We start from the raw sequence: 24,561 nt of genomic DNA, 5'->3' as shown, positions 1-24,561 counted from the left end.
ATGACGCAGGGCTATAAATCAGATAATTCAGGGTATAAACGGGATGAATGCGCCCGGGTTACGGGCGCGGTACTCTTTGGACTATGGCGTACATAACCGGAACAACAAACAGGGTTAGTACGGTAGCAAAACCCAACCCAAACATAATGACTGTTGCCATGCTGGCAAAGAAGTCATCAAACAGCAGCGGTATCATGCCTAAAATGGTGGTGGCTGCCGCCATTCCAACGGGACGAACACGACTGACGGCGGCATCGCTTAAGGCTTGAACCGCTTCTTTACCGGCGTCCAGTTCTGTATTGACCTGCTCCAGCAACACCACGCCGTTTTTAATCAGCATGCCGGACAAGCTCAGAAAACCGAGTAATGCCATAAAACCAAAAGGTTTATCCAGCAACAGCAGCCCGACAGTCACGCCAATAATAGACAGCGGGACTGTTGTCCAAAGCACCGCCGCCTGGCGGATACTGTTAAATAACAGCACGGTAATGATAAACATAACCAGGAAACCCATTGGCAGTGCGCCAAACAGTGCTTTTTCAGCCTTGCCCGAAGCTTCGTGTTCTCCGCCCCAGGTAAGCTCATAGCCCAGCGGCAACTCAATAGCTTCCAGTTCAGGTCGGACACGCTCAAATACCTGGGCCGCCGTTTCATCGGTCAGTAGATCATGGTCAGCCATAACAGTAAGCGTTCGCTTACGGTCTCGTCGCAATATGAGCGGGTCTTCCCAGGTTACATCTATCGAGCGCGCTACTTGCGCCAGTGGTACAAAGCGGTCAAACACCGGGCTGTAAATTTGTAATTCCTGCCAGTTGTCCAGATCAACACGTTCGGCAGCCGGGGCACGCTGTACTATTGGCAGCAAGTCAGTTCCATCGCGGTAAACACCGATTTGTCGGCCAACAAAGTTAGCTAACAGAAGATTGTTAACGTCTTCTTTAGTGATACCGGCGCGACGACCCGCCGCTTCGTCGTATTGTGGTCGCAGCAGCTTGGTTGGGTGGCGCCAGTCGGAGCGAATATTCACCGCCCCTTCGTCCTCGGCCAAAATACTCTGCGCTTTCTTACTTAATTGGCGCAATACGTCAATATCAGGTCCAGAGAAACGCGCTTCAATTTTTGCCGGAGTAGCCGGACCAATTTCAACCCGTATCAGTTTGTCCTCAACATCCGGATGCTCTTCACGAATACGCTGGCGAATGTCCTTCATTAACGCATCCATGCTGTCTTTGTCCTCTACCCGCACCAGCAACTGTGCGTAGCTCTCGTAACTTTTTTCCACCAGATAGGTCAGGGTAAAACGGGGCGCACCCTGGCCTATGGTGGTGGAGACCGAGGTCACTTCGCTTTTATCCAGCAGGTAGTCTTCCAGGCGCTTTGAATCCTGTTCGGTATGACGAATATCGGTGCCCTGTGGATACCAGAGATCCACATAGAAAAGCGGCGTTGTCGAAGGCGGAAAGAACGCCTGTTTCACCTGACCGAATCCGGCCACAGCAGCAACCAGCATTGCCAGCATCACCGCCATGCTGATAATGCGATGCCGCAGACAAACCGCCAGCATTTTTTTGTAGCCGCGGTATACCGGATGAGAGAAAACATCGTCCTGATCATCGCCATTACCAATGTCCTTCGCGGAGTATAAACGGTCGGCTAAAAACGGAATGAGGGTCAGAGCTGTTACCCAGCTCAATAGTAAAGAAATGAGCAGCACCCAGAATAAGCTTCCGGCAAACTCACCGGTAGCGTCTGATGACAAACCAATTGGGGCGAAGGCAATAATACCAATAATGGTTGCACCCAGTAGCGGCCACTGATTTTGCTTCACCACACTAACAGCGGCTTCTACTTTACTCATGCCCCGCCGCATACCAACCATAATGCCATCGGCAATGACAATGGCGTTGTCCACCAGCATACCCAGAGCAATAATGAGCGCTCCCAGCGATACTCGTTGCAGGTTAATGTCGCCCAGTCGCATGAAAATAAAGGTGCCAAGAACCGTTAACAATAATACGGTTCCAATAAGTAACCCACTGCGAAAACCCATGGTCAGCAGCAATGCAATAATGACAATAGCAACGGCTTCAACCAGGTTAAGCAGAAAGTCATTTACCGAGTTTTCGACCTGATGCGGTTGATCATAAATACGGTCTACCGACATTCCTATTGGTTTGGCATAATCCAGTTCATCCAGCCGTTTCTGGATACGCTCACCAACTTCAACCACGTTGACGTTGTCCGCAAAAGACAGCGCCAGCCACAGCGACGCCTGCCCGTTATAACGAACCACATGATCCGGAATCTCTTTGGTCTCCCGGTAGATGTTCGCTACATCATGCAAGTAGATGCGCTGCTCGGCCCCAGGGTTACTGATAACCAGCTTTTCCATATCTTCAACGTCGGCAAATTCGCCACTGGTGGCAATGCGCAAAGCTTCCTGGTCAACGGTTACCCGCCCGGCATTTGCTACGGCATTTTGCGTTTGCAGTAAACCGGCAATGCGGCTGGGTGGAATACCAAAGTTAGCCAGCCGTGAACGAGAAACTTCAACCACCACCTGTTCCTGTTGCTCGCCGGCCAACATGACCTTTCCAACCCCGTCAATCAGCACCAGTTCGCGACGCAGGAAGTCCGCGTAATGCTCAATGTCTTTATAGGAATAGTCTGGCCCGGTAATGGCCATCATCACGCCGTACACGTCGGCAAAGTCGTCACGAATAATAGGCTCGCCGGTTCCGGGGGGAAGCTGAGTTTTGGCGTCGTTAATTTTGCGCCGCAGTTCATCCCAAATTTGACGCAGGTGTTCAGCCCGGTAGATGCTTTTCATCTCGACCGTTATTTGCGATAAACCAGGCTTAGAAATGGACCGTACATGGTCGACGTAGCTGAGTTCCTGAATAGCGTTTTCCAGCCGGTACGTTACCTCTTCTTCCACCTGCTGCGCCGAGGCTCCGGAGTACGGCGTAATGACCATAGCCTGCTTAATGGTGAACTTAGGGTCTTCCAGCCGACCAAGCTGAGTAAGAGCAACCAGACCACCAATTAACAGAACCAGGAAAAACATCCAACTGGTGGTTTTCCGCTCCATACTGTACTTCGCAATATTCATTACAGCCCCCGTTCGCGTTGCCATTCACGAACTTGCTGATTTTCCTTCAGCTGATGGACACCGGCCACCACTATGATTTCACCGGCTTCGAGCCCATCCAGTACAGTGAGCCCATCGTTGGTCATTGGTCCGACATTCACCTTGCGCTTTTGTACACGCATGTCGTCGCTAACCACCCACACATAAGAAGCGTCCCGGCTTTCGGTAAAGACGGCTTTAGCCGGCACAACAATACCAATTTGAGAAGAGCGCAACACCTCATTAATATCGACAATAACTGTTGCCGTCATGCCCGGCAGCACATTGATGTCCTGCGGTTTAGGTAGCGTGAACACCACCTCATAGGTGTTGGTTGCGCCGTCGGATTGCGAGTCCCACTCTTTTAAATGAGCCGGGTAGGTAAAACCCGGCGCTGCGTCGAAGCGCACTTCCGGTTGATAGTCGGTCTGCTTTTTCACCTTGGCAAAAAGCTTTTCCGGCACATTAATACTGATATCAATGGCGTTGCTGATTTGCAAAGTAACAATGGGCTGCTTAGCCTGGATGTTTTCATAAGCTTCCACCGCCAGATTAGCAATGACACCGTCAAAAGGCGCGGTCAGTTCGGTATAGCGCAGGTTAGCTTTAGCGGTTTCGTAGTTTGATTTTGCAACTGCAAGCTCTGACTCAATTTGGTCAAATTGTCCTTCGGACATAACCCCTTCGCTCACCAGAACTTTATTGCGTTCGTATTGTGATAGCGCAAGTTCATACTGGGCTTTCGCCTGGTCCACCGCCAGTTGATAGTCGGTCGGGTCCAGACGGGCAATAAGCTCCCCTTGTTTTACTTCAGTACCAGGCCGCGCCGGCAGTTCAATAACTTCACCCGCTACACGAAAAGTCAGTTGAGCCACTTTCGCCGCTTCGACCACAGCCGGAAACTCTCGCAGACGAGGACCATTGGCTTCACTTACCTGCATTAACCTGGCAGGTCGCGCTTGCTGTTCTTCACCCACTTCGGCTTTTTCGCTGCAAGCCACGACAGTGGCAGCGGCAACGACAGTTAAGAATATTTTAAACCAGCGCATGACTTAAATTCCGTTTTTTCCGGGATGTTTGATGGCAATAAGTTTACCGCAAGTATAGTTACAGTTATATTGAATTAAAATTAAAAAGACCATCAGTAAAACTTAATGAATTTATCTCACCTTCACATGATGATCACCGTTGCCCGGCTTGGCAGCCTGCAGAAAACAGCTGAACAGCTCGGCCGCACACAATCGGCTGTGAGCATGGCATTAAAGAAGCTGGAAGAGAACGCGGGTTTTGCCTTGTTTAACCGTGATGGTTATCGTCTGGAGCTTACCGAACAGGGCCACCATTTTTTACGTCAGGCAGAAGAAGTGGTGCGCCAGCAGCAGCGCCTACAGTCATTGGCTAACCAACTGAAACACGGTGCAGAACCTTTGCTGACACTGTGCTATGACCATACCTGTGACAGCAAACTCTGGATGCCCAGCATTCAACACATTCAGCAACAATACCCTGCTACCGAGCTGCACGTGGATGGAGAATCACAAATGCGTGCCCTTAAGCGCATTGATAACGGTACCGCCGATTTAGCCCTGTGCCCCTGGCTGCCTTTGTTTCGTCAGTACGGTGACTTTGAAACCTTACCGGTGGCGCCGTTTGAATTAACGGTGGTTATGTCAGCCGCGCTGATGAAGGAGTTTGGTCGTATGCCGCAAAGCCGCCAGGATTTATTAGAGTTGCCAATGCTGGTTCCGCAGAACCTGGAAATTGGCATTAACTTAGACTCGGTATTGCGGCTGCCCAGCCAGCAGCGCATAAGAGTGAATGAGGTTAACACCCAGTTTGAACTGCTGATGGCCGGTTTTGGCTGGGGTATTATTCCAAAACACATTGCCAGTAATGCACTTAAAGAAGGCAAGTTGGTTGAAGTCAGTATCCCCGGATTCGTCCAGCAGGTGCGCTTGGAAATTCATTTGGTGCGCTCTGCAAACAGAACGCTGGGTCCTGCTGCCAATGCAATATGGCAGCGGTTTGCGTAACGCTATTGCTCCTGATGTGAACATCAGGCTACGTGCACCCTGTAGCCTGACATTTATGTCAGGTGAAATGCTGGATGGGAAGCACGATGCAAAATTGCGTTAGGTGCGATAGCAGATAGTGGGCGCGTCTGACGGTTGCTGCGAACCATTGAGGAGGTGTGCAGCGCCATGGATGGCGCTGCCCAAGCCCTACAGGGATGTATTTACGGGCGTCCTCCTCAATGGTTCCTGCAACCTCCAGCGCTCGCTATCTGCCACCTCACCTGACGTGAACGTCAGGCTACGCCGCATTATTTCCGGGCCAGGTAGAACACGGCAGGGATAACCAGCATAGAGATCAGCGGGGCTAAAACCATACCTCCTACCATGGGAGCGGCAATGCGCTGCATAACTTCGTTACCAACACCCCCGCCCAGCATTATCGGCAGTAGACCAACAATAATGGTCAGCACTGTCATGGCTTTAGGTCGTACGCGTAGCAACGCGCCTTCTTCTACCGCTGTCTTTAACTGGTTTTTATTGTAAGCCACGGCTTTCCAGGCATTGTTCAGGTACAACAACATAACCACGCCGAATTCCGCGGCGACACCGGCAAGAGCTATCATGCCGACAATAACCGCCAGTGACAGGTTGTAATCCAGCAAGTAAATCAACCACAGGCTGCCGGTTAAAGCCAAAGGCAAAGTGCCAATGACCAGCAGTGCCTGAGGTAACGAGCGGAAGGTCATATACAGCAACAACAGAATAACCAACAGCGTCAGCGGAATGATCTCTTTTAAATCACTTTCCACCTGTTGCATGGCTTTGTATTGCCCGGTCCAGCTCCAGTTGTAACCAACTGGAATTTCCATTTTAGCCATAGCACCGCTGACTTGATTAATGTAGTCGCTAACCGTGATGCCTTTCGCTGGTTCAATAAAAACCCAACTGCTTAAGCGGGCGTCTTCGCTTTTCAGCATGGCGGGTCCCTGAGTCACCCGAATGTCAGCAACATCGGACAGAGTAAGCCATTGTCCGGAGGCAGATTTCACCGGCAGGGTTTGCAGCTTCTCTATATGGTCGCGTTGCTCCCGGGGATAACGCAGATTAATAGGAAAACGCTCATTGCCCTGCACCGATGTCGCAATATTCGCTCCACCAATGGCGTACTGAATATGATCGTGAATGTCGCTTTGGCTAATGCCATAACGGGCGGCTTCACGCAGCTTCGGCTCTATTTCAATATAACGACCGCCACCAGAGCGTTCTGCAATGACCGAACCTGTCGCCCCCTCTTCAGAAAGCGTCTCTTCAATACGGGTAGCCAGCTTTTCTATTTCACGAAAGTCACTACCGCTGACTTTAATCGCTAACGGGGTTTTAACACCGGTAGCCAGCATTTCAATGCGGGTACGGATAGGTTGTACCCAGGCGTTGGTCACACCGGGTATCTGCACCCGCTCATCCAGCTCAGCAATAATGTCGTCCACGGTTATGCCATCACGCCACTCACTTTCAGGCTTTAGGGTAATGCTGGTTTCTATCATGGTCATTGGTGCCGGATCGGTAGCCGTGTCAGCACGACCAACTTTACCAAAAACACGCTCAACTTCAGGTTGTTCTGCAATGAGCTTATCGGTTTGCTGTAGCAACTCACCGGCACTTTCAACACTGATACCCGGCAATGTCGTCGGCATGTACATGAGGTCCCCCTCATGTAGCGGCGGCATCAGCTCGTAATTGAGCTCTTTATACGGGTGCCAGGCAGATGCAGTGATCAGAAGGGCCAGCACAATAATGGTTTTAGGAAACTTAAGTGTGAAAGCCAGCAGAGGTCGGTAAAGCGCAATTAAACCGCGCGACAGCCAGTTCTTTTCTTCGGCAGGTATTTTCCCACGCACCAATAACGCAATAAGCACCGGTATCAGTGTTACAGCAATAATAGCTGCCGCGGCCATGGCCAGAGTTTTGGTATAGGCTAAAGGTTCAAACAGACGCCCCTGTTGGCCTTGCAGCACAAACACCGGAACAAAACTGACGGTAATGACCAGTAGCGAGAAGAACAATGAAGGCCCCACTTCGCGACAGGCTTCATTAACAATTTTCAACCGCGCAGCACCTTTTGCGACTATCTGATGCCGTTCCTGATAGTTCTGCAGATGCTTGTGGGTGTTCTCTATCATGACAATGGCGGCATCTACCAGTGCCCCAATAGCAATAGCAATTCCCCCCAGGCTCATAATATTGGCGCTGATACCCAGCATGTTCATGATCCACACCGCGAACAGTACCGACAGCGGTAAGCTGATAATGGCCACCACCGCCGAGCGCGCATGCCAGAGAAACAAAATACACACCACAGCGACAAAGAACATTTCTTCAATGAGCTTGGTGGTGAGGTTGTCTGTCGATGCCTGGATCAGGCTTGAGCGGTCATAGGTCGGAACTACCTTAACGCCCTCGGGCAGGCCCTGCTTCAGCTCTTCCAGTTTCTCTTTAACGGCGGCAATAGTTTGTAGGGCATTTTCGCCATGGCGCATAACCACAATACCGCCCACGACTTCGCCGTCGCCGTTCAGCTCGGTAATGCCTCGGCGTACCTGGGGCCCAATGCGAATATCAGCCACTTCTTCCAGCAGCACCGTACCCTGCTGCTCTGAGGTGAGCGGCAACGGAATTTTGCGAATGTCTTCGACACTTTTCAAATACCCCAGGCCACGAACCATGTATTCAGCTTCGCCCATTTCAACCACAGAGCCACCTACTTCGTTATTGGCCTGCTGAATGGTTTGCTTTACCTGATTCAGGGTAAGGTTATAACGATGCAAGGCTTCCGGCTGAAGTACCACCTGATAGGTTTCGACCATACCGCCAACCGTGGCAATTTCTGCTACCCCCTGCACACTTTGCAGCTCCTGTTTTAGGAACCAGTTTTGCAGGCGGGTTAGTTCACCCAGGTTACGCTGGTTGGTCTCATCAACCAGTGCGTATTGATACACCCAGCCAATGCCGGATGCATCGGGACCTAACTCCGGCCGAACTTGGTCAGGAAGCTGGTTTTGCGCCTGATCCAGGTATTCGTTCACCCGGCTTCGGGCCCAGTAAGGGTCAGTGCCGTCTTCAAAAATAACGTAAACGTACGAGTCGCCAAAGAACGAAAACCCGCGTACTGAGGTGGCTTTAGGTACGGACAGCATCACACTCGAGAGCGGATAGGTCACCTGCTCCTCCACTACCGCCGGCGCTTGTCCCGGGTAATTGGTTTTGACGATAACCTGAACTTCTGACAAGTCCGGTATTGCGTCCAGTTTGGTTTGCTGCAGCGACTGCCAGGCCCAGAAAGCCAAACCTAAGAACAGCAGTAACACCATCCACGAGTTACGTATGGAGGCTTCAATAATACGAGCTAACATAAAACCTCCTAGTGGTTATGTTGTGGCGCAGGGGCATCATCGCTGCTATCCAGACCCAGACCTTGCAAGCTGGCCTCTGAGTCCAGAAGGAACTGACCCGAAGTGACCACTAACTCACCTTCCTGCAGGCCTTCTTCAATGGCAATTTCATTACCAACACGCAGTCCGGTCGTGACTTCGCGCACTTCAAATTCGCGCGCTCCGGATTTTACCACCACGCGGTTATTGGCGCCGGTGACAATTAAGCTGGCAACCGGCACAACCACAGCATCTCTTACTGGCTCCAGTTCAATATGAGCCGTCGCCCAGAGTCCTTCACGCAGCCGATCAATGGAGTCATTAACCGGAATACGGACTTTGATGGTCTGGGTTACCGGATCAACTTGCGGATAAATGTAGTCAATGGTGTTCATCCAGTGGGCGCCAGGGAAGTGCTCAGAAGAAATATGAGCCATTTGCCCGGTTTTTAACTGTTTACTGTAACGCGCCGGAACATCGGCAAAGAACCACAGCTGATTGTCCTGCGTCAGCGTCAGTAATTTAAGCCCGGGAGACACATACATGCCTTCCTGAATATCCAGACTGGTAATATAGCCCGACTCAGGTGCGTAGTAATCGACCACATATTCGGTTTCGCCACCTTGCTCAAGCGCTTTAATCTGCGCTTCGCTCATACCCAGCAAACGCAAACGTTGCTGCCCGCGGCGTTTAAAGCTTTGCTGGTTGTCACCGTTGCGGATATCCGAGAGTGAATCAAGCAGTTGCAGATAGTCGTCCTGTGCCACGACCAGGTCGGGTGCATACAGACTGTAGAGTTTATCGCCCTTTTCTACCCACTGACCTTCAACGTCAGCATGTAATTCCTCTACCCAGCCTTCCGCGCGGCTGTGGATATGCCGTTGTGCAGATTCCTGCCAGCGTACCTGAGCCTGCGCCATTAACTGAGGCTGCAAGTCTTTGCGCTGGGCCCTGGCCGTGGTTACCCGAATGGCCTGCTGACTGGACTCTGGGACGGTGAAGCTTTTTTCAGCTTCATGCTCAGAATGGTCCTGTTCAGGTTCTTTCTTGACCAAGTCCATACCGCAAATTGGGCAGGTTCCCGGCTCGTCACGAACCACCTGGCTGTGCATAGGGCACACATATTCGGTGCTCTGCCCGAACGGGTTTTGATCTTCTGAATGATTGTGTTCCTGAGCCAAAGTTAAAAATGGGATCAGGATTAATATAGCTATCCAATAACGCATGGTATTTCCTCGAAAACAACGGTTTAAGACGTAAAAACTGAGCTTAAACTGCGTGTTTCGGCGGACGTATCAGCGTTTCAGTAATAACCGGGAGGTTTGAATAGATAGGCTCGGCAGCGTGAGTGGAGGCTGCTGGCGAAAGTTGTTTGAATGGATTCATCAGTCCCAGTTGACCAGCGCAATGTTGTTCGCACTGCTGGCAAAAACTGTCTTCCATATCACTGCAGGGGGTTGCTTCTTCCTCGCAACAGTCGTGACTCTCACTCATTTGTTCTGATTGCATAGTAGAGTCAGACATTTGGGCAGGCATAGCATGCACCATTGGTGAGGTCATGGACCCCACCAAAAGTGTCATTGTAATTGCTATAACTGCCCAAAGTTTCTTCATATACGCATCTTACCAGATAATAACGCGGTTTTCAGGTGCGACGTACAACTCATCACCTTCTTCAACATCAAAGGCTTCGTAGAACGCCGGAACGTTAACTACGGTGCCGTTCACACGATACTCTGCTGGTGAATGCGGGTCGCTCATGACCTGCTCACGAACGGCGTCTTCACGGTATTTACCACGCCATACCTGTGCCCAGCCGATGAACACACGCTGTTCGCCGGTAAAGCCGTCAAGAACCGGTGCTTCTTCACCTTCTAATGACATTTTGTAGGCTTCGTACGCAATGGTCAGGCCGGCCAGGTCACCAATGTTCTCACCCAGAGTCAGATCACCATTGATATTAAGACCTTCAATTGGCTCATACTCACTGAACTGGTCAGACAGTTTTTGGCCGCGCTCATCAAAGGCTTGACGGTCTGCGTCGGTCCACCAGCTTTGCAGGTTACCGTCACCATCGTATTTAGAACCCTGGTCATCAAAGCCGTGGCCCATTTCATGGCCGATTACCGCACCAATACCACCGTAGTTCACCGCCATTTCTGCGTCCATATCAAAGAATGGAGGCTGCAAAATACCGGCCGGGAATACGATTTCGTTACGCACAGGACTGTAATAAGCATTAACCGTCTGTGGTGTCATACCCCAGTCTTCTTCGTCAACAGGACCGCCAATCTTGGCAATTTCTTCCTGATAGTTGAATTCAGCATAGGCTTTATAGTTTGCAACTAAGTCTGTGGCAGAAATTTCCAACTTACTGTAGTCGCGCCATTCGCTTGGGTAACCAACTTTAGGATCAAATTTTTCCAGCTTTTCTAAGGCTTTTTCTTTGGTCTCTTCAGTCATCCACTCCAGGTTACGTATTGACTGACCATAAGCGTCGCGAAGATTCTCAATCAAACCTTCCATTTTTTCTTTCGCTTCTGGCGGGAAGTATTCTTTAACGTACACCTGGCCTAAAACTTCACCTAACACACTGTTGGTTGCATCTACTGCACGTTTCCAACGCGGCTCTTGCTCTGGTGTTCCACGTAAAGTAGTACCGTAGAAGTCAAAGCGACGCTTACTGATGTCTTCGCTAAGTGCAGAGGCATACTCGTTAACCAGACGGAAACTTAAGTAGTCTCTCCACGCCTGTACGTCGACTTCACTAAACAGCTGCCCAAAGTCTTCAAAGTACGAGGGCTGACGGATGATCATGTTTTCAACGTGCGATAAATCAGACGTCTCAATGAAGCGCTTAAAGTTGAAGTTTGCCAGCATGTCGGACACTTCATCTGCGGATTTTTTATTATAAGTTTTGTCCGCATTACGGCTTTCTACACGACTCCACTGAACTTCAGCCAGCTGAGTTTCTAAATCCAGGATACGCTGTGCCGCTTCGCCGGCGTTTTCCACGCCAACCATGCTCAAAATGTCTTCTGCGTATTCGACGTAAGCGTTACGGAATTCTTCAAACTTCTCGTCGTCTTTTAGGTAGTAGTCACGGTCAGGCAGGCCTAAACCTGACTGAGAAACATACATAGCGTTAGTTTGTGGATCTTTCGCGTCTGGGTAGACATAAAAACCAAATGGAATTGATACACCACCACGGAACATGCGTGCCATATGCTCAGAAACAGAATCGTGGTTTTCCAACGCCTGAATGGCCGCTAAGTCATTCTGAATAGGCTTAGCGCCCAGTTCATTCAAGGTTTCCACGTCCATGAACGCATTGAAAAAGTCACCAATCTTACGCTCATTAGTGCCCGGCTCCGGGTTTTCCGCTGCGGCTTTTTCAATGATATCGCGTAAACGTTTCTGGTTTTGCTGGCGTAAATCGAAGAATGATCCGACAGATGAACGATCAGATGGAATTTCTGTTTTATCAATCCAGGTGCCATTAACGTACTGATACAGATCGTTCTCTGGCTTTACGCTGTGATCAAAGTTTTCTAAGACAACACCAGAGCTCAGTTCTTGTTTTGCTTTTTCAGCCTGCTGGGTTTGTTGCTTAGACTCTTCCTGCTGTGGTGAACATGCACCCAGCGTTAATGCCATAGAAACGCCTAGCGCTACAGCGGTCAATTTTTTCATCGATTGTTACCCTTTCTTTGAGTGTTCATTATTTTAACCACTCTAAACTAGCGCATTGTTAAATTCAGCGCAAAAAAAACGGCCACATTCGCGATGAATGCAGCCGTTTTACCGATGATTTATCGTAACAAAATGTTACTTCTTCTTTTTCGCCTTAGGATTCGGCATATCGGTAATGGAACCTTCATGAAGTTCTGCAGCTAAGCCGACTGACTCATGTAAGGTTGGGTGTGCATGAACGGTCAGAGCGATGTCTTCTGCGTCACAGCCCATTTCAATAGCCAGGCAAATTTCGCCAAGCAGCTCACCGGCGTTGGTACCACACATAGCACCACCAATAATCCGGTTGTTCTTATCAAAAATAAGCTTAGTCATGCCTTGCTGCGCGTTTGACGCAATAGCACGGCCTGAAGCTGACCATGGGAAGGTTACTGCATCGTACTCAATACCCTGATCTTTCGCTTCTTTTTCAGTAACGCCGGCCCATGCAACTTCCGGGTTGGTGTACATGATAGAAGGAATGACTTTAGGTTCGAAGAAGTGCTTCTTACCGGCAATAACTTCGGCTGCAACATGCGATTCGTGTACCGCTTTATGCGCCAGCATTGGCTGACCAACGATATCGCCGATAGCGAAGATGTGATCAACGTTAGTACGCATTTGGCTGTCAACATTGATGAAGCCACGGTCGTCAACCTTAACGCCTGCTTTGTCCGCATCAATTTTATTACCGTTTGGCGCGCGACCTACAGCAACCAGAACCGCGTCGTATTTCACCGGATCTTTTGGCGCTTTATCACCTTCAAAGGTGACGTAAACTCCGTCCTTTTTCGCCTCAACGTTGGTTGCTTTGGTGCTTAACATCACGTTTTCAAAGCGACCTTTAATTTGCTTGTTGAAGCTCTTAATAATGTCAGCGTCTGCTGGTGGCACCAGCTGATCAGTCATTTCAACCACATCAACTTTAGAGCCTAATGACGCGTAAACCTGACCCATTTCCAGAGCGATAATACCGCCACCTAACAACAGCATTTTCTTCGGAATTTCTTTCAATTCCAGTGCGTCAGTTGAGTCCCATACGCGGTCGTCGTCGTGTGGAATGAACGGCAATTTAATGGCCTGAGAACCTGCCGCTATAATGGCGTTATCAAATTTAACTTCGGTTTCGCCGTCGTCGCCTTCAACTTTAATGGTGTTGCTACCGGTAAATTTACCGTAACCGTTGACGATTTTTACCTTACGCATTTTCGACATCTGACCAAGGCCGCCGGTTAACTGACCAACCACTTTTTCTTTGTGCTTACGCAGCTTGTCCAGGTCAATCTTCGGCTCACCAAACTCAATGCCTTCTGCAGCCAGGTGTTGTGCTTCTTCAATGTGCTTGGTCATGTGCAGCAGTGCTTTTGACGGGATACAGCCAACATTAAGGCAAACACCGCCTAAGGTGCTGTAACGCTCAATCAAAACAACATCCAGACCCAAATCAGCTGCGCGGAAAGCTGCTGAATATCCACCTGGGCCCGAACCTAACACTACTACCTGTGTTGTAATTTTGTCGCTCATGTTAACCCCTTTTTTGTCACGACCAGTTGAGCCACCGGCCGCGGTCAGTCAACGCTAAATGTGGCGCTATTGTAGCGCGAATTAATTCGTATTTCCCGTCCAAATTGGTGCTTAAAGCACCAATTTGCGGATATCTCCCAGTACACCGCTTAAGTAAGCCGTAAAGCGAGCTGCTTCTGCACCGTCTATCACCCTATGGTCATAAGACAACGACAGAGGCAATGTCAGACGCGGCTCAAACTCTTTACCGTTCCATTTTGGCTTCATCTCGTTACGAGAAACACCCAATATGGCAACATCCGGTGCGTTTACTATTGGTGTAAAGGCTGTACCACCAATACCGCCAAGACTGGAAATTGAGAAACAGCCACCCTGCATATCAGTAGCTTTCAACTTACCGTCACGTGCTTTCGTGCTAATTTCGACCAGCTCTTCTGACAGCTCGTAAATGCCTTTTTGGTCAACATCGCGAATAACCGGAACAACCAGACCATTTGGTGTATCTACAGCAATACCAATGTGCACATACTTTTTCATGTACAAGGATTCGCCTGATTCCGACAACGAGGAGTTGAAGGTCGGGAACTCGCGCAGTGCTTTGGCACAAGCCTTAAGAATAAACACCAATGGCGTGATCTTGAAGCCAAGGTCTTTTTTCTTAGCCACTTCGTTTTCTGATTTACGGAAGTTTTCCAGCTCGGTGATATCCGCTTCGTCGAATTGCGTAACGTGCGGTATGGTCACCCAGTTGCGGTGCAGGTTAGGTCCTGACTTACGCTGAATGCGTGACAGTTGAACCTCTTCCACTTCACCAAACTTGCTGAAGTCGACCTTAGGTGGATCAATCACCTGCAGTCCACCACCGCCCTGACCAGTTGCGCCCGCAACGGCTTTCGGACGAGAGAGTTCGTATTTAACGAAATCCTGTACGTCTTCTTTCAGTATACGGTCTTTAGGTCCGCTGCCTTTGACTTGTGACAAGTCGACACCAAACTCACGCGCAACACGGCGTACCGCAGGCGACGCATGCAAAATACCTTCTTTTCGGTCGCTACGCTGACTTGGGTGATCAGGTACCGGCGGCTGGCGTTCGCTACTTGGCTTAGCACTGCTGCCGCTGTCTTTTCCTTTGTCCTGATCTTTGTCATCAGATTTCTTATCCGACTCCTTGCCAGACTCTGACTTCTCTTCCTTCGCAGAATCGTCTTCTTCTGCTTCGGAATCGTCAGCGCCACCGGATACTTTCAGTTTCGCAATGACAGAACCCTGCGACACTTTATCGCCGACATTGACCAGCATTTCTTCAATTTCACCGTCTTCCGGGCAAGGCACATCCATAGTGGCTTTGTCGGTTTCCAGTGTAATTAAGCCGTCTTCGGCAGAGACTGAGTCGCCTTTAGAGACCAAAATCTCAATAATTTCGACGTCTTCTTCATCACCAATGTCCGGGACTTCCACATCAATGACTTTACTCTCGCCTGAGGACTTCTTCGGCTCAGAAGATTCTTTCTTCTCTTCTTTGTCCTCATCTTTCGACTCAGACGCTTTTTCTTCGTCTTTATCGTCAGACTTGTCTTCTTTTTCCTCTGACTTTTCGTCTTCTTTCTCTTCTTCGTCATCCGAAGAGTCAGAGTCGCCGGCAGCTTCAACAATAGCCAGTACATCGCCTTCGCTGATGGTATCGCCAACTTTTACCTTCAGCTCAACAATTTTACCGCCTGAAGATGCCGGAATATCCATTGACGCTTTGTCACTCTCAACCGTCACAATACCGTCTTCTTGTTCAACGGTATCGCCTTTACTGACGAGAATTTCAATGACTTCTACTTCTTCTCCGCCCACGTCGGGGACTTTGAGTTCGATTTGATCGGCCATCTCAGTACCTCCTTACGCCAAACGTGGGTTGAGTTTGTCAGTGTCGATATCGTAGTCTTTGATAGCTTTCGCTACCACTTTCTTATCGATATCACCTTGATCCGCTAACTCTTTTAGCGCAGCAACCACAATGTATTGCGGATTAATCTCAAAATGCTTACGCAAGTTAGCGCGGCTGTCCGAGCGTCCAAAACCGTCGGTACCCAGTACACGGTAAGAGGTTGGAACCCAGGCACGAACCTGATCAGCATACAACTTGATGTAGTCGGTTGCTGCTACAGCAGGTCCTTTCGCTTTCTTCATGGCTTGTGTGATATAAGCTTCTTTTTCTTTCTTCTCCGGATGCAGCATGTTCCAGCGGTCGGTATCCAGACCGTCACGCGCCAGCTCGTTGAACGAGGTCACACTGTAAACCGTTGAGTTAATGTCGTAGTCTTCCGACAGAATTTTCGCCGCTTCGCGCACTTGCTGCAAAATAGTACCACTACCAAGCAACTGCACATCGCCTTTGGCTTTTTTCTTCGCTTTTACTTTATCCAGCTCGTAAATACCTTTTACGATGCCCTCTTCGACGCCTTCCGGCATTTCTGGCTGATGATAGTTTTCATTCATTACGGTGAGGTAATAGAAAACGTTTTCCTGATCGCCAAACATGCGCTTCAGGCCATCGTGCACAATAACCGCAATTTCATAACCATAAGTCGGGTCATAGCTAATGCAGTTTGGCACTGTGCCGAAGTGAACCAGGCTCTGTCCGTCCTGGTGTTGCAGACCTTCACCATTGAGCGTTGTTCGACCGGCAGTACCACCGACCAGGAAGCCACGTGTCTGGCTGTCGCCTGCTGCCCAGACTAAATCGCCCACACGCTGGAAACCGAACATAGAGTAATAAATGTAGAACGGAATCATGGGTTCGTTGTTCAGCGAGTAGCTGGTACCCGCTGCCACCCAGGACGCCATAGCACCCAGTTCGTTAATGCCTTCCTGAATAACCTGACCTTTTTGGTCTTCACGATAATAGGCGACCTGATCTTTATCTTGTGGTGTGTATTTCTGGCCATGGTGAGAATAAATACCCACTTGACGGAACAGACCTTCCATACCAAAAGTACGGGCTTCGTCCGGAATAATTGGCACAATACGTTTGCCAATTTTCTTGTCTTTCAACAATGCTGTTAAAACACGGACAAAGGCCATAGTCGATGAAATTTCCCGGTCTCCTGAACCTTTCAATACCGCATCAAACGCCTTCAATGCCGGCAACTCCAGTTCCACATCCGTTTCCGGGTTTCGTACTGGCATATAGCCACCAAGCTTTTCGCGACGCTCGTTCAGGTACTTCATTTCATCGCTGTCTTCTTCAAACTTGTAGTACGGCAAGTCTTCCAGTTCGTCGTCTTTAAACGGAATGTTGAAACGGTCACGCATATGCTTAACCGCATCCAGATCCATCTTCTTAACCTGGTGCGCGATGTTCTTACCTTCACCGGCAGCGCCCATGCCATAACCTTTAACGGTTTTCGCTAAAATAACCTGTGGGCGACCTTTGGTGTTCACCGCTTTGTGATACGCCGAGTAAACTTTTACCGGATCGTGACCACCGCGGTTTAAGCGCCAGATGTCTTCGTCTGACAAGTTGGCAACCATTTCTTCAGTTTCAGGGTACTTACCAAAGAAGTTCTCACGCGTGAACTTACCGCCTTTGGCTTTAAAGTTCTGGTAGTCACCGTCAACGGTTTCTTCCATCAACTGCTGTAATTTACCTTCGGTATCACGATACAACAGCGGATCCCAGTAGCGGCCCCAGATAACTTTAATCACTTCCCAGCCAGCACCGTGGAAGTTACCTTCCAGTTCCTGAATAATTTTGCCGTTACCACGAACCGGGCCGTCTAAACGCTGCAGGTTACAGTTGATAACAAAGGTCAGGTTGTCGAGTTCTTCACGAGCGGCCAGACCAATAGCACCCAAGCTTTCCGGCTCATCGGTTTCACCGTCGCCTAAGAAGCAATAAACACGCTGTTTTGAGCAGTCTTTAATACCACGGTCAGTCAGGTACTTCAGGAAGCGGGCTAAATAAATTGCCTGAATTGGACCTAAGCCCATAGAAACCGTCGGGAACTGCCAGAAGTCAGGCATTAAATGTGGATGCGGATAGGAAGGTAGACCTTTACCATCCACTTCCTGACGGAAATTATTAAGTTGTTCTTCGGTTAAGCGTCCTTCAATGAAAGCGCGACCGTAAATACCAGGTGACACATGACCCTGGATAAACAGGAAGTCTCCCCCGTCACCTTCACTTGGTGCGCGGAAGAAGTGGTTGAAACCAACATCGTACAACATGGCAGAAGAAGCGAAACTGGCAAGGTGGCCGCCCAGCTCTTCGCCTTTTTTTGATGCACGCAACACCATCATGGCAGCATTCCAGCGAATAGCTGAGCGAATCCGCGATTCCAGCGTCTGGTTGCCCGGCATGGTTGGTTCCTGACTAGCCGGAATGGTATTCAAATACGCAGTAGTTGGCTTGTAAGGTAAATATGCACCGTTACGACGGGCTTTGTCGACCAGTTGTTCTAACAGGTAATGCGCGCGCTCCGGGCCTTCTGCCTCAAGCACACCTTCAAGAGCGTCTAGCCACTCCTGAGTTTCCTGCTGATCGACATCTTTGTTTAATTCTTCACTCATAGCTATTCCTTACCTTTTTATCAATTCAGGAACGTCGTAGCGAACGTTGAATACGTGACTGTTCTTTGCCTAATTCCAACAATGTCTGTTCAATATAGGCCAAATGTTGGTGACACGCATCCCGCGCTTGCTCCGGTTGACCTGCAACAATAGCGCTAACCAGTTGCTGCCGGTGTTGATTCAGTTTTTCCAGCAGGTCGTCGCGACCCGCTAATATTTCCAGGTTCTGCCGAATATTCTCGGCCAATAATTCCTGCATGCCCTGAATGACATGCAACAAAATAACATTGTGTGATGCTTCTGCAATACGGTGATAAAACTCGACGATGGCATTAACCTGCTCATCGATAGTGCTATTTTGGCTATGGCCTAAGCCTTTTATACTCTCTGAAATACGATCCAGATCGGCATCGGTTCCTCTTAACGCAGCATAAAAGGAGGATATGCCCTCCAGCGCATGACGAAACTCAAGCAAATCAAACTGCGACTCAGGGTGCTTGGCCAAGAGCTCAAACAGTGGCTCTGTTAGTTGCTCATTGATGCTATTCACAACGTAAGTTCCGCCGCCCTGGCGACGTTCTACCACACCTTTGGCTTCCAATTTTTGAATGGCTTCGCGCAGCGATGGGCGTGAAACATTAAATTGCTGAGCCAGTTGCCGCTCTGCCGGCAGTTTTTGCCCGGCACTAAGCCGACCATCGACGATCATCTGTTCCAGATGCGCCACGATAGTGTCGGAAAGCTTCGTCTGTTTTATGGGTAAATCTGGCATAACGGTAAATTGGTCAGACCAAAAGATGCGGTTATTCTAAATCATTTAACGGCTGAGCCCAAATTTTTCTCAGCTGGTACTACCTCTAGCTGACCCAGCCTGTCAATGTCAGCACGGCAATAGCACAAACCCAGAATATCTGTTGTCGGCGCATCAGGCGCAACTGGCAGGCAGCATGTTCGGTTCGGTCATCCGGGTGTTGCGGGTTGTCTTCTGCTTTACTGGCAACATTAAACAGAAGCTTATCCGGATCGGCCTGTGGATTCAGGCTTTGTTGCAACCACTCGGGAAGCGCCCGTGAGAAGTGACCAACTATCAATAAACCAAAAGCTGCCAGCCTTACCGGAACCCAGTCAGCAAACCACAACAGTTGCTGCCAGAGGCTAACGGATTCTTCCTCGCGCTGCTGGGTTTCAGCGTAGCGCAGAGTGGCATAAACCAAGGCACCAAAGCTGCCAAACAACACGAAGTAAAACATCACGGCAATATATTGTCGGTAATTGATCCAGATTAAAGAGTCGCTAATTTGGTGAGGCTGATGACGCCCGGCAAATTCAGTCAGAGCCTGTTGATGTTCAATAATACTTGGCTCGTCTCCTCTGTTAGCTGCTTTTAAATATTCTTTGTAGTTTTGCCGGGCCGGTTCACAGTTAAAAGCCAACAGCAGCGCAAAAATACTGACAATAAAAGTCACCATCAGATTGTCCAGTAGCACCACCAACAGGCCAACAGCCACTGCCGGTATCAACAAACGCACAAACTGTAAGGGCTCGCTCTCCCATTTTTCATCCTGCAGACGGGCTGAGCTCCAACGTTGCCAACGTTCCATATAGAAAGCCCAGTGCAAGAATGCAGGGCTGTGGTACAAACGCTCAACGCTTAGTGCTATCAGCAACGCAATGAGGACCATTCATGACTCCTTATAGGGCATTTAAATAGGTTTGCCAGTCAAATTCACTGCCCGGGTCGGTCTTGCGGCCCGGAGCGATATCCTGATGACCGACAATACGACGACGGTTTAATTTTGGGTATGTGGCGATAAGCGCCTCGGTTACCTGGATTAATTGTTGATACTGTTGTTCAGTATAGGCGGTGTGATCGGTTCCTTCGAGTTCAATACCTATACTGAAATCGTTGCACCGCCGACGCCCGCAATACCTTGACTGGCCAGCATGCCACGCACGCTTATCAAAAGGAACGTATTGTTCCAGCGTGCCGTCGCGGCGGATAACACAATGCGCGGACACTCGAAGTCCCTGCAGTATAGAAAAGTCCGGGTGTGCGTCGGTTTCCAGCTCACCCATAAACAATTGACGCACGTATGGCGTACCGTATTCCCCCTCGGGCAGGCTGATGCAATGAATAACCAACAGACTGATCTCGTCTGTCTGTGGACGCTCATCGCAGTGCGGCGACGGGTATTGAACTGCCGTTGTTATTTTATGATTTTTTATCGGGTCGCTTTTCACAGGCTCAACAAAACGGTAAAGTTTGCCCCCTAGTATCCGTATTGTCTGCTAAAAGGTAAAGCCATCTATGAGTCAGCCCGAGCTGCAACTTGCCATTCAGGACGGCGTAAGCGCCGCACTGAAGGAAGATTTATCCGGCGAAGACGCCAGTTATGATATTACTGCGCAATTGATTCTTGAGCAGAGTCAGTCCCGTGCCAGCATTATCACCCGGGAAGAAGCGGTGGTTTGTGGGTGTGGCTGGGTCGATCAAGTATTCCGCCAGCTTGGGCAAAAAGTGGAAATTGAATGGCTGGTGAAAGACGGTGATAAGGTGGCAGCGAATACGGAGCTGTGTCGTCTGAAAGGACCAAGTCGCATTTTGCTGACCGGAGAGCGCACTGCACTTAATTTTTTGCAGACCTTGTCTGCAACCGCCACCACCACATACCAGTACAGTCAACTTCTGAATGACTACAAAACGCAGCTGCTGGATACGCGTAAGACCTTGCCGGGTATGCGATTAGCACAGAAATACGCGGTGCGTTGCGGCGGCGGCGTGAACCATCGTATCGGTTTGTTTGACGCCTACCTGATTAAAGAGAATCACATTTTTGCCTGTGGTGGCATAGCTCAGGCCGTTAAAGCAGCAAAACAACTGAATCCGGGTAAAACGGTGGAAGTTGAAGTTGAAAACCTGGATGAATTCTCGCAGGCGTTAGCCGCAGAAGCCGACATCATTATGCTGGATAACTTCAGTATCGCTGATATCGAGCAGGCCGTGCAGCAGAACAAAAACAACTCGTCACACCAGGCTAAATTAGAAGTTTCCGGTAATGTCACCGATGAGCGTTTGCAAGAATTAGCGGCTACCGGTGTGGATTTCATTTCTTCCGGCGCTTTGACTAAAAACATTCAAGCCATTGATTTATCAATGAGAATTTCCCAAGATAGTGAATAACTTACAGAGAAATAGAATTTACTAATTGGCCAGGGTAAGCCACAGTTTCACTGTTTTTAACAGGGAGCTGTCTAATGCAGGATGCACATTCTTACCGTTTACCCGGAGCCGGTTTTAGCTTAATTGAAATGATGGTCGTGGTGGCCATCATTGCCATTCTCTCCGCTATTGCGGTTCCGTCATATACCTACTATACGCAGCAGGCTAAAGTCAGTAAGGCGCTGGCTCATGCTCAACCATTGCAACTGGGTATTGCCCTATGCTGGCAAATTGAGGGACAGTTAAACCAGTGCAATCAGGCCGGAAGCCAGGGCATTCCTGCAGTCCCGGCACCACTACCTGATGAACTCAGTGATTTGAGCCTGACACAGGCGGCTGCCGTGCGACTGACCCTGAACTCTGTCAGTATTAATAACCAACCTCTGCAAATTGAACTGACACCCAATGCGGCTAATACGCACTTAGACTGGAGTATCGCCTGCTCAGACTATGGTGAGTCTCGCAGTGTCGTGCAAAACTGTGAACGTCAGGTAAGTTACTAATGTCTGTTATCGGTCGCTGTTCACTGGCTCATCTGAAGCAGGTATCAGGTAGTACAGACGATCCGTTTCTTAAGCAACACGGGTTGCAGCCTTTTGCCAGTACTCAACACTGGGAGCTATTAATACAACAACCCGGTTTTCCACCGGTAGATGCCGTGCTTTTGAGCTTTTACAGCAATAAAAAAGTGATGGTACTTCGCGGGGAAGGTCAACTTCCGGGAGTTCAGATAAGCCATGACTCCGTCGTCGATTATGTTGACCAGCTGTTGCTGTACTGCGCGGCGGAAGGCCTGTCAGATATTCATATACAACCTCAGGAAAGTGGCATTACTGTGCGAGGCCGCATAGCCGGCGAGCTCTCTCGCTTAGATGTGCTGCCCGCAGACTTTGGGCAGCAGATTTACTCCCGAATTAAGGTACTGGCTAATCTCGATCTCACTGAACTACGTCAACCGCAAGACGGTCGTTTGTCGGTGCGTGCTGAGAATAGCCGCCAACACGAGTTTCGCTTAAGTTGTTGCCCCGTCATTGGGGGTGAAAAGCTGGTGCTGAGATGCCTGCAGCCAACGCAGAGTATTACGCCCCTGCAGCAAACAGGGTTACTGGACGCGCAATACCGATGGTTTGCCCATTGCCTGAGTCAGCCACAAGGGTTAATTTTGGTTACCGGCCCGACCGGTAGCGGCAAAACCTCGACCTTATACAGCGCCATAAGTCAGTTAGACGCAGAGCGATGCAATATCTGCAGTGTTGAGGACCCGGTTGAAGTCCCCCTGCCCGGTTGCAGCCAGGTGATGGTCAATCATCGACAAGGGCTCACCTTTGCCTCTGTGCTCCGCGCTCTGCTAAGGCAGGACCCGGATGTCATGCTGATTGGAGAGATTCGGGACTCTGAAACAGCAAAAATTGCAGTGCAGGCAGCGCAGACCGGGCACCTGGTTCTGACCTCGATGCATACGAACAGCTGTCTCGACAGCTTGAAACGCTTACAGTCTCTTGGCATCAACCCGCTGGACATCCGCAGTTCACTCAGTCTTATTGTCAGTCAACGGCTATTTCCGGTACCCGCAACTGCTGAAAATAAGCGTCAAGCAGTGTTTGAGGTCGTCCCCTGGCAGGAGCAGGCGGAGAAATTCATCGACCTTAAGACAAATACAGCGGATCTGCGTCGTTATCTGGAGTCATTGCAGCTGCCTGATTTCTCTCAAGCTTTGCAAAACTACATAGACGCAGGTCAGATCAACCGCAAAGAAAAAGAACGGTTCACCTATGATGCCGATTAATCATTGCTGGTACTGGCAAGTGGGTAAGCAGTGCGGGTTTGTTCATGCCGACTCGGCACTTCAGGCAAAACAACTGTTAGCGCAGCACAAAATAAACAGTGCGGCAGTAAAACCTTTGTCGGCCCACAAACTAAAAGGCTATAAACCCCGCTTATCGCTGTGGTATGAGTTGCTGCAGCAAGTATCTGACCTACTCAGCAGCGGGTTACCGCTTGCTGAAGCATTACGACACAGTGTCTGCGAGAGCCCATCCAGAGGGTTGCGCTGGATGGTTGAAGACTGCATCCGTTGTATTGAGCGCGGTCTTGCTTTTAGCCGGGCGTTGCAGCTCTATAAAAACTGGTTGCCGGAAGAAGACATCACCGCCATAGCCTGGGCGGAGCAAACCGGCCAGCTTGCTCACACCCTGCACCAGTTGCATCAGGTTGCCAAACGCCAACTGCGGCTCAAAAAGCAAATGAGCAAAGCGCTTCGCTATCCGGTTATAGTACTTTTAGTTGCGGGCGCCGTTTGCTTCATGATGATGGGTTGGGTACTGCCAAGTTTCGCACCGTTATTTAGTGAAGGGGAACTCCCGTGGCTGACCCGGACTTTACTTAATACTTCGGATTTCCTACGAGAGCAAACCGTGTCGCTTCTTGGCCTTATTTTGTTCTTCTCAGCATCGTTGTATATGGTCAGGAAAAAGGCGCCTTTATTCTGGCAACGAGCCCTGTCCCAACTGCCTTTTATCGGGAAATTGTTGGAGGACATTAAACTCCAACAGCTTTTTCACCGTCTGGCTGTTGCCCTGAAGGCTGGCATTGAAACGCGTCAGGCTCTTAACAGCACCGCGCATTCCCTGACCTGGCTACCTCACCGCCATGCTTTACGCTCTGTTCAACAAAGTGTCGAGCAGGGAAACGGCTGGGTAGACAGTTTCAGAGCAAGCCCTTTAAGTGAGCCTCGTACACTGAGCTTTCTCAAAGTTGCCGAACAAAACGGCAACGTCGATCAGGCCTTTTCCACGCTTGCCGATATTCGCCAGCAACGCTTTGAACAAAACTGTGAACGCTTGATTGGTCTGGCGGAGCCCTTGCTGATGGTGATTTTAGGCGGCATTATAGGCACTCTGCTGGTCGCAATGTATTTACCGCTGTTTTCTATGGGGCAGCAATTTTAACCAC

General features: G+C 49.7%; 17 protein-coding genes. 5 read left to right on the top strand and 12 right to left on the bottom strand.

What is annotated here, in order from left to right:
• Window positions 1–58: 58 nt before the first annotated feature.
• Window positions 59–3,112, bottom strand: a complete 3,054-nt coding sequence (locus VBY75_RS08135; protein ID WP_416512180.1) for an efflux RND transporter permease subunit — start codon at window positions 3,110–3,112, stop codon at window positions 59–61.
• Window positions 3,112–4,179 carry an efflux RND transporter periplasmic adaptor subunit gene (locus tag VBY75_RS08130; protein ID WP_416511929.1) on the bottom strand — a complete coding sequence of 356 codons (1,068 nt, stop codon included), beginning with the start codon at window positions 4,177–4,179 and terminating at the stop codon, window positions 3,112–3,114. The genes VBY75_RS08135 and VBY75_RS08130 overlap by 1 nt, the downstream gene beginning before the upstream one ends.
• Window positions 4,180–4,284: 105 nt before the next feature.
• Here VBY75_RS08130 and VBY75_RS08125 point away from each other — a divergent pair, with 105 nt between their 5' ends.
• The gene (locus VBY75_RS08125) at window positions 4,285–5,163 is read left to right on the top strand and encodes a LysR family transcriptional regulator (RefSeq protein WP_416511927.1); all 879 of its coding nucleotides are present in this window, start codon (window positions 4,285–4,287) and stop codon (window positions 5,161–5,163) included.
• Between the two features lie 290 nt (window positions 5,164–5,453).
• Here VBY75_RS08125 and VBY75_RS08120 read toward each other — a convergent pair whose 3' ends face one another.
• The 10 genes from VBY75_RS08120 to ampD all read right to left on the bottom strand — a co-directional run bounded on the left by VBY75_RS08120 (window position 5,454) and on the right by ampD (window position 20,630).
• On the bottom strand, window positions 5,454–8,555 hold the full coding sequence (locus VBY75_RS08120; RefSeq protein WP_416511925.1) for an efflux RND transporter permease subunit: 3,102 nt from the start codon (window positions 8,553–8,555) through the stop codon (window positions 5,454–5,456).
• Window positions 8,556–8,563: 8 nt separating this feature from the next.
• Window positions 8,564–9,799 carry an efflux RND transporter periplasmic adaptor subunit gene (locus VBY75_RS08115; RefSeq protein WP_278358257.1) on the bottom strand — a complete coding sequence of 412 codons (1,236 nt, stop codon included), beginning with the start codon at window positions 9,797–9,799 and terminating at the stop codon, window positions 8,564–8,566.
• Window positions 9,800–9,842: 43 nt separating this feature from the next.
• Entirely contained in the window at window positions 9,843–10,187 is a 345-nt protein-coding gene (locus tag VBY75_RS08110; protein WP_278358258.1) for a hypothetical protein, read from the bottom strand.
• Between the two features lie 9 nt (window positions 10,188–10,196).
• Window positions 10,197–12,266: a M13 family metallopeptidase gene (locus VBY75_RS08105; RefSeq protein ID WP_416511922.1), complete on the bottom strand. Its 2,070-nt coding sequence runs from the start codon at window positions 12,264–12,266 to the stop codon at window positions 10,197–10,199.
• Between the two features lie 135 nt (window positions 12,267–12,401).
• The gene (gene lpdA / locus VBY75_RS08100; protein ID WP_054489921.1) at window positions 12,402–13,829 is read right to left on the bottom strand and encodes a dihydrolipoyl dehydrogenase; all 1,428 of its coding nucleotides are present in this window, start codon (window positions 13,827–13,829) and stop codon (window positions 12,402–12,404) included.
• Between the two features lie 111 nt (window positions 13,830–13,940).
• On the bottom strand, window positions 13,941–15,704 hold the full coding sequence (gene aceF, locus VBY75_RS08095) for a dihydrolipoyllysine-residue acetyltransferase (protein WP_416511920.1): 1,764 nt from the start codon (window positions 15,702–15,704) through the stop codon (window positions 13,941–13,943).
• 12 nt (window positions 15,705–15,716) lie between these two features.
• On the bottom strand, window positions 15,717–18,389 hold the full coding sequence (gene aceE, locus VBY75_RS08090; protein ID WP_222236455.1) for a pyruvate dehydrogenase (acetyl-transferring), homodimeric type: 2,673 nt from the start codon (window positions 18,387–18,389) through the stop codon (window positions 15,717–15,719).
• A 25-nt stretch (window positions 18,390–18,414) separates the two neighbouring features.
• The gene (gene pdhR, locus VBY75_RS08085; protein ID WP_222236454.1) at window positions 18,415–19,161 is read right to left on the bottom strand and encodes a pyruvate dehydrogenase complex transcriptional repressor PdhR; all 747 of its coding nucleotides are present in this window, start codon (window positions 19,159–19,161) and stop codon (window positions 18,415–18,417) included.
• A gap of 85 nt (window positions 19,162–19,246) precedes the next feature.
• Window positions 19,247–20,071: a beta-lactamase regulator AmpE gene (gene ampE / locus VBY75_RS08080; RefSeq protein WP_416511917.1), complete on the bottom strand. Its 825-nt coding sequence runs from the start codon at window positions 20,069–20,071 to the stop codon at window positions 19,247–19,249.
• Window positions 20,072–20,081: 10 nt separating this feature from the next.
• Window positions 20,082–20,630, bottom strand: coding sequence for a 1,6-anhydro-N-acetylmuramyl-L-alanine amidase AmpD (gene ampD, locus VBY75_RS08075; RefSeq protein ID WP_222236451.1), 549 nt, complete (start codon window positions 20,628–20,630; stop codon window positions 20,082–20,084).
• Window positions 20,631–20,697: 67 nt separating this feature from the next.
• Between ampD and nadC the strand changes: the two genes are divergently transcribed.
• The 4 genes from nadC to VBY75_RS08055 all read left to right on the top strand — a co-directional run bounded on the left by nadC (window position 20,698) and on the right by VBY75_RS08055 (window position 24,557).
• The gene (gene nadC / locus VBY75_RS08070) at window positions 20,698–21,570 is read left to right on the top strand and encodes a carboxylating nicotinate-nucleotide diphosphorylase (protein WP_222236448.1); all 873 of its coding nucleotides are present in this window, start codon (window positions 20,698–20,700) and stop codon (window positions 21,568–21,570) included.
• 74 nt (window positions 21,571–21,644) lie between these two features.
• Window positions 21,645–22,112, top strand: coding sequence for a pilin (locus VBY75_RS08065; RefSeq protein ID WP_222236447.1), 468 nt, complete (start codon window positions 21,645–21,647; stop codon window positions 22,110–22,112).
• Window positions 22,112–23,395, top strand: a complete 1,284-nt coding sequence (locus tag VBY75_RS08060) for a GspE/PulE family protein (RefSeq protein WP_222236446.1) — start codon at window positions 22,112–22,114, stop codon at window positions 23,393–23,395. Before VBY75_RS08065 ends, VBY75_RS08060 begins: the two co-directional genes overlap by 1 nt.
• A complete protein-coding gene (locus tag VBY75_RS08055; protein WP_416511913.1) occupies window positions 23,382–24,557 on the top strand; it encodes a type II secretion system F family protein in 1,176 nt (391 codons plus the stop codon). Before VBY75_RS08060 ends, VBY75_RS08055 begins: the two co-directional genes overlap by 14 nt.
• Window positions 24,558–24,561: the final 4 nt, after the last annotated feature.

Source organism: Idiomarina sp. HB, assembly GCF_048059115.1.
In the GTDB taxonomy this organism is placed as follows: Bacteria; Pseudomonadota; Gammaproteobacteria; order Enterobacterales; family Alteromonadaceae; genus Idiomarina; species Idiomarina abyssalis.
Note: the sequence above shows the minus strand (reverse complement) of the source record. Positions and strands in the feature narration are given on the sequence as shown.

Coding starts and splice junctions, on each gene's coding strand:
- aceE (WP_222236455.1), bottom strand. CDS start 18,389: ATGAGTGAAGAATTAAACAAAGATGTCGATCAGCAGGAAACTCAGGAG.
- lpdA (WP_054489921.1), bottom strand. CDS start 13,829: ATGAGCGACAAAATTACAACACAGGTAGTAGTGTTAGGTTCGGGCCCA.
- VBY75_RS08135 (WP_416512180.1), bottom strand. CDS start 3,112: ATGAATATTGCGAAGTACAGTATGGAGCGGAAAACCACCAGTTGGATG.
- VBY75_RS08065 (WP_222236447.1), top strand. CDS start 21,645: ATGCAGGATGCACATTCTTACCGTTTACCCGGAGCCGGTTTTAGCTTA.
- ampE (WP_416511917.1), bottom strand. CDS start 20,071: ATGGTCCTCATTGCGTTGCTGATAGCACTAAGCGTTGAGCGTTTGTAC.
- VBY75_RS08060 (WP_222236446.1), top strand. CDS start 22,112: ATGTCTGTTATCGGTCGCTGTTCACTGGCTCATCTGAAGCAGGTATCA.
- VBY75_RS08110 (WP_278358258.1), bottom strand. CDS start 10,187: ATGAAGAAACTTTGGGCAGTTATAGCAATTACAATGACACTTTTGGTG.
- VBY75_RS08130 (WP_416511929.1), bottom strand. CDS start 4,179: ATGCGCTGGTTTAAAATATTCTTAACTGTCGTTGCCGCTGCCACTGTC.
- pdhR (WP_222236454.1), bottom strand. CDS start 19,161: ATGCCAGATTTACCCATAAAACAGACGAAGCTTTCCGACACTATCGTG.
- aceF (WP_416511920.1), bottom strand. CDS start 15,704: ATGGCCGATCAAATCGAACTCAAAGTCCCCGACGTGGGCGGAGAAGAA.
- VBY75_RS08125 (WP_416511927.1), top strand. CDS start 4,285: ATGAATTTATCTCACCTTCACATGATGATCACCGTTGCCCGGCTTGGC.
- VBY75_RS08120 (WP_416511925.1), bottom strand. CDS start 8,555: ATGTTAGCTCGTATTATTGAAGCCTCCATACGTAACTCGTGGATGGTG.
- VBY75_RS08105 (WP_416511922.1), bottom strand. CDS start 12,266: ATGAAAAAATTGACCGCTGTAGCGCTAGGCGTTTCTATGGCATTAACG.
- nadC (WP_222236448.1), top strand. CDS start 20,698: ATGAGTCAGCCCGAGCTGCAACTTGCCATTCAGGACGGCGTAAGCGCC.
- VBY75_RS08115 (WP_278358257.1), bottom strand. CDS start 9,799: ATGCGTTATTGGATAGCTATATTAATCCTGATCCCATTTTTAACTTTG.
- VBY75_RS08055 (WP_416511913.1), top strand. CDS start 23,382: ATGATGCCGATTAATCATTGCTGGTACTGGCAAGTGGGTAAGCAGTGC.